Source organism: Megalodesulfovibrio gigas DSM 1382 = ATCC 19364 (genome assembly GCF_000468495.1).
In the GTDB taxonomy this organism is placed as follows: Bacteria; Desulfobacterota; Desulfovibrionia; order Desulfovibrionales; family Desulfovibrionaceae; genus Megalodesulfovibrio; species Megalodesulfovibrio gigas.
This window is the reverse complement of sequence record NC_022444.1, coordinates 2,334,500-2,347,275: the sequence shown is the minus strand read 5'-3', so window position 1 is coordinate 2,347,275 and position 12,776 is coordinate 2,334,500. Positions and strand designations below refer to the sequence as shown.

The 12,776-nt window shown below is 63.6% G+C and carries 13 protein-coding genes; 5 read left to right on the top strand and 8 right to left on the bottom strand.

The features are described 5' to 3' along the window. Positions 1-11 precede the first annotated feature (11 nt). From DGI_RS10290 to DGI_RS10270, 5 genes are read right to left on the bottom strand one after another with little or no spacing between them, the layout of a single operon-like run. On the bottom strand, positions 12-1,058 hold the full coding sequence (locus tag DGI_RS10290; RefSeq protein ID WP_021760947.1) for a branched-chain amino acid ABC transporter permease: 1,047 nt from the start codon (positions 1,056-1,058) through the stop codon (positions 12-14). Between the two features lie 3 nt (positions 1,059-1,061). Continuing rightward, positions 1,062-1,949, bottom strand: a complete 888-nt coding sequence (locus DGI_RS10285; RefSeq protein ID WP_021760946.1) for a branched-chain amino acid ABC transporter permease — start codon at positions 1,947-1,949, stop codon at positions 1,062-1,064. Positions 1,950-1,964: 15 nt separating this feature from the next. After that, on the bottom strand, positions 1,965-3,848 hold the full coding sequence (locus DGI_RS10280) for an AMP-binding protein (protein WP_021760945.1): 1,884 nt from the start codon (positions 3,846-3,848) through the stop codon (positions 1,965-1,967). Between the two features lie 12 nt (positions 3,849-3,860). After that, complete coding sequence (locus DGI_RS10275; RefSeq protein WP_021760944.1) at positions 3,861-4,643, bottom strand: ABC transporter ATP-binding protein; 783 nt, start codon at positions 4,641-4,643, stop codon at positions 3,861-3,863. A gap of 32 nt (positions 4,644-4,675) precedes the next feature. Next, positions 4,676-5,341: a CBS domain-containing protein gene (locus DGI_RS10270; RefSeq protein ID WP_021760942.1), complete on the bottom strand. Its 666-nt coding sequence runs from the start codon at positions 5,339-5,341 to the stop codon at positions 4,676-4,678. 316 nt (positions 5,342-5,657) lie between these two features. Between DGI_RS10270 and DGI_RS10265 the strand changes: the two genes are divergently transcribed. The 3 genes from DGI_RS10265 to DGI_RS10255 are packed head-to-tail and all read left to right on the top strand — an operon-like array spanning position 5,658 to position 7,577. Then, complete coding sequence (locus DGI_RS10265) at positions 5,658-6,014, top strand: hydrogenase maturation nickel metallochaperone HypA (protein WP_235619943.1); 357 nt, start codon at positions 5,658-5,660, stop codon at positions 6,012-6,014. 24 nt (positions 6,015-6,038) lie between these two features. Then, positions 6,039-6,698: a hydrogenase nickel incorporation protein HypB gene (gene hypB, locus DGI_RS10260; protein WP_021760939.1), complete on the top strand. Its 660-nt coding sequence runs from the start codon at positions 6,039-6,041 to the stop codon at positions 6,696-6,698. A 6-nt stretch (positions 6,699-6,704) separates the two neighbouring features. Beyond that, positions 6,705-7,577 (top strand): Mrp/NBP35 family ATP-binding protein, encoded by an 873-nt coding sequence (locus DGI_RS10255; RefSeq protein ID WP_021760938.1) that lies wholly within the window; start codon positions 6,705-6,707, stop codon positions 7,575-7,577. 146 nt (positions 7,578-7,723) lie between these two features. On the opposite strand, the gene DGI_RS19620 is transcribed toward DGI_RS10255, so the two are convergent. The 3 genes from DGI_RS19620 to DGI_RS10240 form a co-directional block, all read right to left on the bottom strand. Next, positions 7,724-8,290, bottom strand: a complete 567-nt coding sequence (locus DGI_RS19620) for a glycosyltransferase family protein (RefSeq protein WP_456152275.1) — start codon at positions 8,288-8,290, stop codon at positions 7,724-7,726. A 416-nt stretch (positions 8,291-8,706) separates the two neighbouring features. Continuing rightward, complete coding sequence (locus DGI_RS10245) at positions 8,707-9,270, bottom strand: CatB-related O-acetyltransferase (RefSeq protein WP_021760936.1); 564 nt, start codon at positions 9,268-9,270, stop codon at positions 8,707-8,709. A 48-nt stretch (positions 9,271-9,318) separates the two neighbouring features. Next, positions 9,319-10,095: a methyltransferase domain-containing protein gene (locus DGI_RS10240; protein WP_158407319.1), complete on the bottom strand. Its 777-nt coding sequence runs from the start codon at positions 10,093-10,095 to the stop codon at positions 9,319-9,321. Positions 10,096-10,222: 127 nt separating this feature from the next. On the opposite strand from DGI_RS10240, the gene DGI_RS10235 reads away from it, so the two are divergent. Beyond that, positions 10,223-11,416, top strand: coding sequence for a glycosyltransferase family protein (locus DGI_RS10235; protein ID WP_021760934.1), 1,194 nt, complete (start codon positions 10,223-10,225; stop codon positions 11,414-11,416). Then, entirely contained in the window at positions 11,413-12,771 is a 1,359-nt protein-coding gene (locus DGI_RS10230) for a glycosyltransferase family 4 protein (RefSeq protein ID WP_021760933.1), read from the top strand. The genes DGI_RS10235 and DGI_RS10230 overlap by 4 nt, the downstream gene beginning before the upstream one ends. Positions 12,772-12,776: the final 5 nt, after the last annotated feature.

Here is a 12,776-nt window from a genome sequence, read left to right as displayed (position 1 = left end):
TTCTCCCTGGATCAATACGCAAATGGAAAAAGTTTGCACCACGCCTTGAACAATCTCCAGCGCCGCTGCAAGCCTTCGGGCTCGAAAATCAGGAACAGCACCAGCACCAGACCGAAGACCCCTTCCTTGGCCGCCACCAGATACAGCGAGGCCGCCGGAAACACGCTGCTGCCCACATCCGACAGCCAGGTGAGCACCTCCGGCAGCAGAGTAAGGAACACAGCGCCAAACACAGCGCCCTGGATGCTCCCCAGCCCGCCGATGATGCACATGGCCAGATAACTGATGGACAGGCCCAGCCCGAAAGGCTCCGGCGTGACAAACTGCAGGTAGTGCCCCCACAGCCCCCCGGCCACGCCGGCCATGAAGCTGCTGACGGCAAAGGCCATCAGCTTGTAGGCAAACAGGTTCACCCCCACGATTTCCGCGGAAAGGTAGAAGTCCCGGATGGCCACAAAGGCACGACCATGACGGGAACGCATCAGGTTTGTCGCCACCACCAGCATGAGAATCGCCACCCCAAGGGAGAGGTAGAACATCTTTTCGTCCGTGTCGAACGTCAGGCCGGCAATGTTGGGCGGGTCCACGGCCAGACCGGTGGAGCCGCCGGTCACGGCGTCCCAGTGCAGGAAAATGTATTGCAGGATCAGTTGCGCTGCCAGGGTGGCGATAGCCAGATAAATGCCCTTGAGCCGCAGGGACGGGATGCCGAAGAGCATGCCCGTGGCCGCGGTAATGCATCCCGCCGCCGGCAGAGCCACCAGGAACGGCACTCCCTGCAGGGTGAGCGCCCCGCAGGCGTATGCCCCCACCCCGATGAACGCGCCATGGCCCAGGGAAATCTGCCCGCACATCCCCGTGAGCAGGTTGAGCGACACTGCCCCCACCACGGCGATGTTGATGAGGATCAGAATGGACAGATGATAGCTGTTCAGCACAAAGGGGCAGGCGCACAGCACCGCCAGCAGCGCCGCAAACCGCGCCTTCTGGAACCCGCCCACCAGGAGCGCATTTTCCTCCCGGTAGGATTCAAAAAACAGTCCGCACTTGCCTTGCATGGCTTACACCCGCTCGATCTGCTTGGTGCCGAAAAAGCCGTACGGCTTGACCATCAGAATGATCACCAGCACGATGAAGGCCGCCACTTCCTTGAAGCCGCCCAGGCCCAGGAACTGCTTGGCCGCGCCGTCGCACACGTTTTCCAGCACGCCGATGACGATGCCGCCCAGGGCCGCGCCGAGCAGGCTGTCCAGCCCGCCAAGGATCACCGCCGGAAACACCTTGAGCCCCAGATGCCCCAGTTGGGAATTGATGCCGTTGATGTTCCCCAGAATCACCCCGCCCACGCTGGACACCACCGCGGCGATGCACCAGGACAGCGCAAAAATGCTCTTGATGCCAATGCCCATGCTGGCTGCGGCGCACTGGTCCAGGGCCGTGGCCCGCATGGCCACCCCCAGCCGGGAATACTTGAAGAACGCCGAAAACACCGCGAACAGCAGCGCGGAGAGCACAAACGCCGCAATATACACCGGCGCCACAGGCACGCCCATGATGAAATACGGCTCCTGCGGCAGCACCTGGGGGTATACCTGAATCTGCGTGCCCCAGAAAACCTGCACCAGACTCTTAAGGATGGATGACAGACCAATGGTGACCATGATCACCGAGATGATGGGCTCGCCGATCATCGGCCTGAGCACCAGCCGTTCAATAGCCAGCCCCAGCACCACGGAAAACCCCAACGTCAGCAGGAACGAGAGCAGAAACGGCAGCTGCATCTCCACCGTGAGGGAGAAACACGCATACGCCCCCACCATCACCAGCTCGCCCTGGGCAAAGTTGACGACCTTGGTGGCCTTGTAAATCACCACGAACCCCAGCGCCACCAGGGCGTAAATGGAGCCGACCACCAGGCCGTTGATGACGAGCTGCAGATAGTATTCCATGATCCTTCCAGATAATTACACGGACTCGATGCGGACCATGCCGCGCATCTCACGCACGCGGCCGTCCTGGTAGGTGATGCGCGCCATCAGGTCCAGGCTGTCGGCGTCGGAGTACAGGCCATCAATGAGCGCGGCATAGCGCTCGCCCACGGCCTGGCGGCGGACCTTGCGGGTGCGGGTCAGCTCGCCGTCGTCGGCATCCAGCTCCTTGTACAGCAGGGCAAAACGCCGGATGCGCTGGGCCGCGGGCAGAGAGCCGTTCACCTGCTCCACTTCCCGTTTGATGAGGGCGTACACCTCATCCTTGGCAGCCAGGTCCTGATAGGTGGTGTAGGTGATCATCCTGGATTCCGCCCAGCGGCCGGCAATGCCCATGTCGATGCAGATGATGGCCGCGGGATGGTCGCGGTCCTGCCCCAGCACCACGGCTTCCTTGATGAAGGGCGAAAACTTGAGCTTGTTTTCCAGAAACTGCGGGGAGAACCGCTCGCCGTCGCACAGCTGCATCACGTCCTTGAGCCGGTCGATGACCACCAGCTGCCCGGCCTCGTTGAAGTAGCCGGCATCGCCGGAGCGCAGCCAGCCGTCGGCCAGGGTCTCGGCCGTGGCAGCCTCGTTCTTGTAGTAGCCCAGGAACACGGCGGGGCTCTTGGAGAGAATTTCGCCTTCCTCGGAAATGATGATCTCGGTTTCGGCGATGGGCCGGCCCACGGAATCGAAATCAATTTCACCATCGCGGTGAATGCAGCTGATGCCGGCAATTTCCGTCTGCCCGTAGAGCTGCTTCAAATTCACGCCCAGGGCATGGAAAAAGCGGAAGGTGTCCGGCCCCAGAGCCGCGCCGCCGGTGGAGGCGGAGCGGATGTTGGAAAAGCCCAGGTTGTCCTTGAGGGGATTGAACAGCACCACCCTGGCCAGCAGATAGGCCAGACGCAGGCCCAGGGAGGGCGCGCGCTTCTGGAATTTGCAATCCGCCCAGGCCAGGCCCACGGGCTGCAGCCGGTTGTACACCCAGCGCTTGAGGGGCGTGGTTTCCATGATCTTCACCTGCACCCCGGCGGCCATGTTCTCCCACACGCGCGGCGGGGAGAAAATGAGATGCGGGCCAATCTCGCGGATGTCCGCCTGCACTGTATCCGGCTCTTCGGGAAAATTTACGGTGAAGCCATGCAGCAGCGCCGAGGCCAGGGCCATCATCTGTTCGCCGATCCAGGCCAGGGGCAGGAAGCTGACAAATTCGTCGCTGGCGAATTTGGGATCGGCCTCGTTCAGGTTGCCGGCCATGGCCAGCATGTTGGCATGGGAGAGCATGGCCAGCTTGGGCCGGCCGGTGGTGCCGGACGTGGTGACGATGACGCACGGATCGTCCGGCAAAAGGGCCTTGACCCACTCCGCATACTGCCCGGCCTGGGCCTTGCCCAGTTCGCACACCGCCTCAAAGGACATGAGGCCCAGGGCCTCATCCGGAGCCAGGCCCTTGGGATCATGATAAACGATGTACTGGAGATGCTTGGATTTCTCCTTGATCTCCAGCATCTTGTCCACCTGTTCCTGGTCCTCGGCCACCACCAGGCGCACCTCGGCCAGATCGAAGATGTAAGCCACTTCGTCGGCCGGCGCGTCCTGGTACAGCCCGAGGCTGATGCCGCCCAGGCCCTGGATGGCCAGCTCGGCCCACAGCCATTCCGGCCGGTTGTCGCCGATGCAGACCACCACATCGTCCTTGCCCAGGCCCAGACTCTTGAGCCCGGCGGCAAATTCGGACACCAGACGCGCGTACTGCGCCCAGGTGGTGGGCTGCCACACGCCCCACTGCTTTTCGCGCAGGGCGGTGCGGCTGCCGTGGCGGGCCGCTTTTTCCAGCAGCAGGGCCGGAAGCGTTGTTCTGTAAGATGCCATGATATTCGCGGTTTAACGTCCCAGAAAAACGGCGTCCTCGCTGCCCAGGTAGGCGGCGATAACGTCCTTGTTGGCCTGCACCGCTTCAGGCGTGCCGGAGGCCAGCACCTGGCCGAAATCCAGCACCACCACCTGATGGCTGATGTCCATGACCACGCCCATGTCGTGCTCCACCAGCAGCACGGACACGCCCCATTCCTCGTTGATGTCGAGAATGTAGCGGGCCATGTCCTCGGTTTCTTCCAGGTTCATGCCGGCCATGGGCTCGTCGAGCAGGATCAGTTCCGGCTCCGCAGCCAGGGCCCGGCCCAGCTCCACGCGCTTTTGCACCCCGTACGGCAGCATGCCGGCATGCTGGTGCCGCCAGGGCGAAAGGCCCAGGAAATCGATGATTTCCTCCACCCTGCGCCGGTGCGCGTCCTCATGCCTGCGGGCCGGCCCCCAGTACAGCAGGGACTGCAGGATGCCGTACTGCATGCGGGAGTGGCGGCCCACCATCATGTTGTCCAAGACAGAAAGGCCCTTGAACAGCGCGATGTTCTGGAATGTGCGCGAAAGCCCCAGCCGGGTGCGGGCATGGGCCGGCACGCCCAGCAGCTGCCTGCCGCCCAGGGTGATGGAGCCTGAATCCGGCGTGTAACGGCCGGAAATGCAGTTGAGCATGCTTGTCTTGCCGGCGCCATTGGGACCGATGAGCGAACAGATCTCGCCCTTGGTCACCGTGAAGGAAACATTCATGAGCGCAGCAATACCGCGGAAAGTGAGGGTCACGCCCTGGACGTCGAGAAGTGTCATGGAAGGATGGGAACAGAAAAAATCTGTATTCGCTACAGGTTGCACCAGTCTGACTCAAAGGTGTGCGGCCCCACCATGATGTAGCCCGCGGCTTCGATGTCCTTGGCGATGGCGGCCGGGTCCTCGGCGTGCACCCGCAGCACCACCATGCGCCGGCCGTTGTGATAAAAGGTGGAGGTGGAAATGATGGACCCGCCGTAGCCCTTGATGATGCCGGCCACCTCGTAGATGACGCCGCTGCGGTCTTCCACCTCGAAGGCGATGCGCGCGCCGCCCTGCTCCAGGCCCATCTCCTCCACCAGCACGCCAAGCATGAGGTTGCGGTTGATGTAGCCCAGGAGGCGGTTCTTGCAGCCCACCACGGCCAGGCCGGGCAGGTCCTCGTCGAACATCTTTTGGGCCGCCACCTCGATTTCCGCTTCCGGCTCGATGGTGGGGGTGTCCGTGCGCATGATCTGCGCCACGTCCAGCTTGGCCAGCAGATAGTTCAACTCGTGACGGGAAAGCGAGGTGGCGCGGGAAGGCAGCGCCTCCTTCACATCCTCCTTGCGCACATGGCCCACGAGCTTGCCATCATCCACCACCAGCAGCATCCACAGCCGGTTGGCGAGCATGAGCTTTTCCGCATCATGCACCAGTGTCTTCGGCGTAATGGTGACGAACTGATCGCGCGTGAGCATTTTCAGGCCAACGTACATTCTCGCCTCCTTGCCACTGGCTGGGCAACCCAAAGATGTGTGCTGCTGCACCCTGCTGCGTATTGGCCATACCGACAGTATGGGAGCTTTGCCTTGCCACAGTTTTCACACGCTGTCAGCATTGAATGGGGAATCAATCCATGAACGGCGCAAAAAGAGCGTGTGAACGGTAAATCCCGCCAAGAGGTGGGTGTTCTGAATCATTTTCCCCGTGCCGGTCAAGGACTGGATTTGGATATTTTTTATGCGGGAAATATGCCGGCCTGCTCTTTACGGCGCAGCAGCTTTGGCGTATCCATGTCGCCCTATGCATGAAATGTCCATCGCCCAAAGCCTGCTCACCCTGGTGGAGCAGGAGCTGCAACAGCGTCCCGGCAGCCGCTGCACGGTCATCCGTGTGGCCCACGGCACCCTGGCCAATCTGGTCCCCGAGGCCTTCGAGCTGGCCGTGGAAGCCCTGACCATCGGCGGCCCCATGCAGGGCGTGCGCCTGGAGCTCAGGCTGGTGCCCCTGCGCATCAAGTGCCGAAGCTGCGGCCACGAATTCGAGCCCGAGCAAAAGCGCCTGGGCCCGCCGCTGTACCCCTGCCCCCAATGCGATGAGGAGCTGGGCCATACATTGGTGCAAGGCAAGGAACTGTATCTGGAAAGCCTGGAAATCGAGACGGACTGACCTTACCCACCCGGACGCGACCTCATGGAAATCCCCGTCATCCGCAATCTGTTGGAAGCCAACGAGCGCGAGGCAGACACCCTGCGCGCCCGCTTTGCCCAGGCCGGCGTCCTGGTGCTCAACCTCATCAGCTCCCCGGGCTCGGGCAAAACCAGCCTGCTGGAGCGCACCCTCACGGACCTCAAGACCCGCTACCGCATGGCCGTGATCGAGGGTGACTGCATGACCGACAACGACGCCCGCCGCGTGGCTGCCACCGGCGCGGCCGCCGTACAGATCAACACTGATGGCGGCTGCCATCTGAACAGCGCCATGGTCAAGCAGGCCCTGGAGCATCTGGATCTGGACGCCCTGGACATCCTCTTCGTTGAAAATGTGGGCAACATGGTCTGCCCCGTGGAGTTCGATGTGGGCGAAGATGCCAAGGTGGCCATCCTTTCCGTCACCGAAGGGGACGACAAGCCCGAGAAGTACCCCCGCCTGTTCGAGGAGGCCAAAGCGGCCATCCTCAACAAGATAGACCTGCTGCCCTATGTGGATTTCGACGTGGCCAAGGCCTCGGCCCAGGCCCGGGCTCTGAACGCCCAGGCGGCCATTCTGCAGGTCTCCTGCCGTTCCGGCGAGGGCCTGGAGACCTGGTACGCCTGGCTGGATGCGGCCTTGGCCGCCAAGCGCAAAGGATGATGGAACATGAGTGAGCAATGCGGCGGCTGCCCTTCGCAGTCGCAAGGATGTTCCCCGGATTCCTGCGGCTCCAAACCCCTGGAAGCCCTGGACCCCCGGGAAGAAAAACTGGCCAAGACCCTTTCCCGCATCAAGCGGCTGATCGTCGTGCTGTCGGGCAAGGGCGGGGTGGGCAAATCCACCGTGGCGGCCAACCTGGCCGTGGCCCTTTCCCTGGCGGAAAAGAATGTGGGTCTGCTGGATGTGGACATCCACGGCCCCAGCGTGCCCCGGCTGTTTTCCCTGCAGGGCACGCAGCCCCACGCCGAAACCACCCACATGGAGCCGGTGCCCTGGAGCAAGCGGCTGTCCCTCATGTCCCTGGGCTTCATGCTGCCGGACGCCTACCAGGCTGTCATCTGGCGCGGCCCGGTGAAGATGGGCGCCATCCGTCAGTTCATTGAGGACGTCTCCTGGGGCGAGCTGGATTATCTGGTGGTGGACTGCCCCCCCGGCACCGGCGACGAGCCGCTTTCCGTCATGCAGCTGCTGGGCCAGCGGGCCGAGGCGGTCATCGTCACCACGCCCCAGGCCGTGGCCGTGGACGACGTGCGCCGCTCCGTGAGCTTCGTGCATGAGATGGGCAATCGCGTCCTGGGCGTGGTGGAGAACATGAGCGGCTTTGTCTGCAGCCACTGCGAGCAGGTGACCAACATCTTCTCCACCGGCGGCGGCGAGCGTCTGGCCGCGGAAATGGGCGTGCCCTTCCTGGGCCGCATCCCCCTGGACCCCGAACTGGCCCGCGCCGGCGACGAAGGCTATGCCTTCATGAAGGTCCATCCCGAGCATCCCACCGCCAAGGCCGTGCAGACCGTGGCCGACGCCGTCTTGCGCGGCTAGAGCATTTTAATTTTGAAAAAAACGTTGCGAGAGGGGAAACCNCCTTTTGAAAAAGGTTCTCCCCTCTCGCGCTCTCCCCTTCCAAAATTTTAATAGTTCTTTGTAATTACATCATAACAAGTCTTTTTTGGGGGGGTTCCGGTTCATCAGGGAAAGACGGGATCGCGCAGCCGCTCCCAGCGCACCCGGCGGTACAGCCGCCGTCGCCGCGCGTAGCCCGGATGACGCAGCAAGGCCGCCTCGATGAGAAACTGCCGCAGGATGCGTCCGGCGGTGGCCGCCATGGGATGCGCCGTGGCTGTGGCCCGACCCTGGGCGGCGATGGCCGCGCGGGCCTCGGGATGCGCCAAATAGTGCGCCACGGCATCGGGCAGTTGGTGGGCGAAGGCTGCGGCATAGTCCTGCCCGGCCCGAAAGGGGCTGGCGTCGGCCATGGGTTCGGAGAGCAGAAACGCCCCCATGGACACTGCCTCCCAGACGCGGGGGGCCTTGAAGGCCGCGCCGTGGTCGTAATGCAGATTGCAGACGATGGCCGCCGAGGCCATGGCCCGTTGCTTCTTCTCTCCCCACAGCCCGCTGTGCTCCGGGAACAGGCGGAACCGCCGGCCCAGGATCTCCAACAGCCGGGCGCGGCGGCTGTCCACGCCATCGGGCGCGCCAATGAACACCACGTCGTATTCGGGCGCTGCAGCGGGCGGCCCGACGTCGGGCATGCAGCCGTGATCCAAATGAAAGACCCGTGGAAACCGCCGGCCCAGCATGGCTGCGGTGACGGGGCTCCAGTCGAACAGAAAATCATAGTCCGCATGATCGCGCAGGAAGACGCGATACCGGTCATGCCCGAACTGCAGGGAGCCGGCCGCCACCGTGGGCAGTTGTTCAGTGTGGATGCCGGCCAGGATCACGGATTCTGGAATGCAGCGGCGCGGGTGCGCAAAGGAATGGATGCCCAGCACCAGCACGCCTTGGGCATCCCCGGCCTCCTCCAGCCGGTCCACGCCCCGGGCCTCCACCCCCAGTTCCCCAAAGGCCTGAACCAGGGCTTCCCGATAGGGCAAAAAATATNAAAAATATTTTTTAGCCGCCACCACGGCCAGGGAGCACGGGCAACCGGCCTCGCTCTGCGCCATCACGGCTGCAGGCTCCGGGCCGCATCCAGCAGGGCGGCCACGTCCCCGGCGACGAGATAGGGCACAACAGACCGGATTCGCTCCAGATCCCAATCCCACCACGCCAGTTCCAGCAGGGCGTCTGTCTCCGCATCCGTAAAGCGGCGGCGGATCTCCCGGGCCGGGTTGCCGGCCACGATGGCATACGGCCGCACGTCCTTGGTGACCATGGCATTGGCGCCGATGACCGCACCGGAGCCGATGGTCACCCCGGCCAGCAGGGTGGCGCCGTGGCCGATCCACACGTCATGCCCGATGTGCAGATCGCCCAGGGCGGCGGGATGGCCGTGGATGCCGGCCAGCTCCTCCCAGTCGGCATGCAGCACGGTGAAGGGATACGTGCTCACCCAGTCCACCCGATGACCGACCATGAGCGCCGTGACCTCGGCAGCGATGGAACAGAACCGGCCGATGATCACCCGGCCGAGGGGTCCTTCCACCTGGAGCTTGCCATAGGTGTGCTCGCCGATATCAAAACGCGGCCCCTTGAGGAGGTCGCGGGTCCAGGGCGGAATTTTGCTCATGGTCGGCCTTGCGGAAACAGCGAAAACAGGGGAACCCGGCGCAGCGGGCTACACCTTGCGCAGCCGGAAGAGCTGCTTCTGGGTGGAGGTGTCCAGGGGATCGGTGAAGGTCGGGTCCAGCAGATCCAGGGACCAGCCTTCCAGCAGGCCACGGCGGACAAGCAGTTCCAGGTAATGGAAGCGGCCGTCCTCAATGCGCCCGTCGGGATAGACGGCCTGCAGTTCCTCAGCGCTCACCTTCAGGTGTTCCTTGAGCTTGTACACCGGGCGGAACACCAGCAGGATGGCTTCATCCACCATCTGCTGCACCCCGGCCAGCAGGCCCGGGCCGCGGCCCTCGCGCACGCAGGTGTCGCCCATGACGTCAATGAGCACCGCCACGTCAAAGCGGCCGAAGTCCTGGGTGAATTCCGGAGCCAGGAAGTTTGCTGAGTGAAAGGAGACATTTTCCGGACCAAAGCGGGCCTGGAAAAAGGACCCCACCTCGATGGCTCTGGGGGAACGGTCGAAGGCCAGCACTTCCCGCGCGCCCATGACAATGGAGGCCAGGAAGGAATAATAGCCGATGTTGGATCCCAGGTCCGCCACGCGGCGGCCGCGCAAATCCGCGCGCAGAAAGCTGGGGGTCACGCGGTCGCCGGTGCCGTCGTGGGTGTGGTGGCGGCAGAGCTGCTCCACTTCTTCGGGCGTGCGCCAGATGGCTTCCGGGTCCTCAATGTCGCACAAGGCGTCCAGGCGGTTGCGGAACTCCTGTTCGGAAAGGGCGCGCACGGCATTGGAGTCCGGAAAGTCGCGGCGCCAGGAAGACGGATGCAATGTGGACATATCCACCCCGTTCGTCATATTGTGATTGCACGGCGGCTTGCGCAGCCGACTCAGGTGTTATACCCATTGCGGCGGTTGTTTCAAGCCGCCAAGGAACCTCCAGCCGATTGCGAGCCTGCCGCCCTCCATGTCTGCCCCTTCCACGTACAATATTTTGATGTACTCCCACGACACGTACGGTCTGGGGCACATCCGTCGTTCGTTGGCCATCGCCTCCCAGCTGGTGGGGGAAGGCGTGAACATCCTCATCCTCACCGGCTCACCCATTGTGGGCCGCTTCAATGTGCCGGAAGGCATAGACTTCGTGCGGATTCCGGGGATGATCAAAAAATCAAACACGGTGTACCTGCCGCACTCCATCAAGGTCAATGCCCGGCACGCCCTGCACATCCGGCGCAACATCATCACCGCCACGGCCCGGGCCTTCGACCCTGCCCTGTTCATCGTGGACAAGGTGCCCCTGGGACTCAAGCGGGAGGTGGCCCCCACCCTGAAGTGGTTCCGCAAGACCCGGCCCCAGACCAAGGTGATCCTCGGCCTGCGCGATATCCTGGACGACGCCGAGTCCACCCGCCAGGAATGGGAGGAACGCGGGGACCTGGAAGCCATGGACAAGCTGTACTCGGAAATCTGGGTCTACGGCATCCAGGATTTGTACGATCCCATCAAGGAATACGGCATTCCCGAGTCCATCAGCAAAAAAATGTTGTTCACCGGCTACATCCCGCGATTTTCCTTCAAGAAGGCCGCCACCTGTCCGCCCAGCAATTTTTCCAGGAACTCGGACAAGCCCCGCGTCCTGGTGACCATCGGCGGCGGCGGCGACGGCTTTCCCGTGCTGGACACCTACCTGCGCATGGTGGAGCAGAATCCCGGCTTCCCCTTCCGCAGTTCCATGGTCTGCGGGCCCTTTCTGCAGCCGCAGTTGCGCGATGAACTGGCCCTGCGCGCCAAGGCCGTGGGAGTGCACTTCACGAATTTTGTCAAGAAAATGGAAAAGCAGTTGCTCCAGGCGGATCTGGTGGTGGGTATGGGCGGCTACAACACCATTTGCGAGATCCTGTCCCAGCGCAAGCCCTGCCTGATTATCCCGCGGGACAATCCCCGCCGCGAACAGCTCATCCGGGCGCAGATTTTCAAGGAGCATGGATTGGCCGACTATCTTCCCTGGGGCGAGCTGACCCCGGACAACCTGCGCGACAAGATCATCTCCCTGGCGGCCGACCTGACCCCCTACCACGAAGCCATGGCCAGATTCCCCATGACCGGCCTGGAAGTGATGCGCCAGCGTCTGCAGACCTTCCGGGGAGGCGAGGCATGAGCGCCGCAACATCCGCACATTCCACAACGTCCGCACCCTCCGCCGCGCAACCCGCCCCGCGCCTGGCGCTGCTGCTCAAGGGCTACCCGCGCATCTCCGAGACGTTCATCATCAACGAGATTCGGTTGTTGGAACAGATGGGATTCCGGCTGGCCATCATTTCCATGCGTCCGCCGCGCGAACTCATCCGCCATGCCTGCGTGGACGAGATCAAGGCCCCGGTCTATTATCTGCCGGAGCATTTTTTCCGCAATCTGCCCATGTTTCTTTTTCATGCCCTGTGCTTTGCCCTGCGCCGGCCCCGGGAGTTTGCCCGGGCCTTTGGCTACATGCTCACGCGCATTCCCGGTTCCAGCAGCAAGGTGGCCTGCGTCAAGCACCTGTTCCAGGCTGCCATGCTGGCCCAGACCTTTCTGCGGGATGAGCCCATCCTGCACGTGCACGCGCACTTTGCCCATTCGCCCACGTCCGTGGCCCAGTACGTAAGCATGCTCACGGGGCTGCCCTTCAGCTTCACCGCCCACGCCAAGGACATCTACACCCAATTGCCCGACCGCCTGCGCGACAAGCTGGAACGCGCCGCCTTCGTGGTCACCTGTACCCAGCACAACAAGGCCGCCCTGGAAACCATCGCGCCCACGGTGCAGGTGCAGTGCGTCTACCACGGCATCGAGCTGGCCCGGTTCTCCGCCCCGCAGCGGCCGGCCAAGGCCGAGCCGCCGTATTGCATCCTCACCGTGGCCCGGTTTGTGGAAAAAAAAGGCCTGCCCACGGTGCTGCAGGCCCTGGCCATGCTCAAGGCGCGGGGCCTTGCCTTCCGCTATGTGCTGGTGGGGGACGGGCCGAAAAAGGCCGAGCTGGTGCGGGAAATCGCCCGGCTGGAGCTGGAGGACGTGGTGGAACTGGCCGGCACCTGCGCGCACGAGGAAGTCATCGGCCTGTACCGCCAGGCCCACTGCTTCGTGCTGGGGTGCAAGATCGCCAAGGATGGAGACCGGGACGGCATCCCCAACGTCATTGCCGAGGCCATGGCCATGGGCGTGCCCGTGGCGGCCACGCGCGTTTCCGCCATTCCCGAACTGGCCCTGCACGACCAGACCGCCCTGCTCTGCGCCAGCGACGACCCCGCCGACCTGGCCGAAGCCATCCGGCGGCTGCTCACGGACACGGCCCTGCGCGAACGGCTCATCCCCGCTGCCCGGCAGCGCGTGCAGGACGTGTTCGACAACCAGGCCTGCATCCGCGAACTGGCCACCATCTACGCCCGGGCCGGCAATGTGCAGGGAGGCCCCGAGGCGGCCCCGCTCCGGGCATGCTCTCCTGCCGCGCTGGTGGCGGACGGCACCGCGGCCTGACGGGC

Bases quoted from the DNA above. Each gene is read 5' to 3' on its own strand.
- DGI_RS10280 (WP_021760945.1), bottom strand. From the start codon at position 3,848: ATGGCATCTTACAGAACAACGCTTCCGGCCCTGCTGCTGGAAAAAGCG.
- DGI_RS10235 (WP_021760934.1), top strand. From the start codon at position 10,223: ATGTCTGCCCCTTCCACGTACAATATTTTGATGTACTCCCACGACACG.
- DGI_RS10230 (WP_021760933.1), top strand. From the start codon at position 11,413: ATGAGCGCCGCAACATCCGCACATTCCACAACGTCCGCACCCTCCGCC.
- DGI_RS10240 (WP_158407319.1), bottom strand. From the start codon at position 10,095: ATGTCCACATTGCATCCGTCTTCCTGGCGCCGCGACTTTCCGGACTCC.
- DGI_RS10245 (WP_021760936.1), bottom strand. From the start codon at position 9,270: ATGAGCAAAATTCCGCCCTGGACCCGCGACCTCCTCAAGGGGCCGCGT.
- DGI_RS10275 (WP_021760944.1), bottom strand. From the start codon at position 4,643: ATGACACTTCTCGACGTCCAGGGCGTGACCCTCACTTTCCGCGGTATT.
- DGI_RS10255 (WP_021760938.1), top strand. From the start codon at position 6,705: ATGAGTGAGCAATGCGGCGGCTGCCCTTCGCAGTCGCAAGGATGTTCC.
- DGI_RS10270 (WP_021760942.1), bottom strand. From the start codon at position 5,341: ATGTACGTTGGCCTGAAAATGCTCACGCGCGATCAGTTCGTCACCATT.
- DGI_RS10290 (WP_021760947.1), bottom strand. From the start codon at position 1,058: ATGCAAGGCAAGTGCGGACTGTTTTTTGAATCCTACCGGGAGGAAAAT.
- DGI_RS10285 (WP_021760946.1), bottom strand. From the start codon at position 1,949: ATGGAATACTATCTGCAGCTCGTCATCAACGGCCTGGTGGTCGGCTCC.
- DGI_RS19620 (WP_456152275.1), bottom strand. From the start codon at position 8,290: ATGCCCGACGTCGGGCCGCCCGCTGCAGCGCCCGAATACGACGTGGTG.
- hypB (WP_021760939.1), top strand. From the start codon at position 6,039: ATGGAAATCCCCGTCATCCGCAATCTGTTGGAAGCCAACGAGCGCGAG.
- DGI_RS10265 (WP_235619943.1), top strand. From the start codon at position 5,658: ATGTCCATCGCCCAAAGCCTGCTCACCCTGGTGGAGCAGGAGCTGCAA.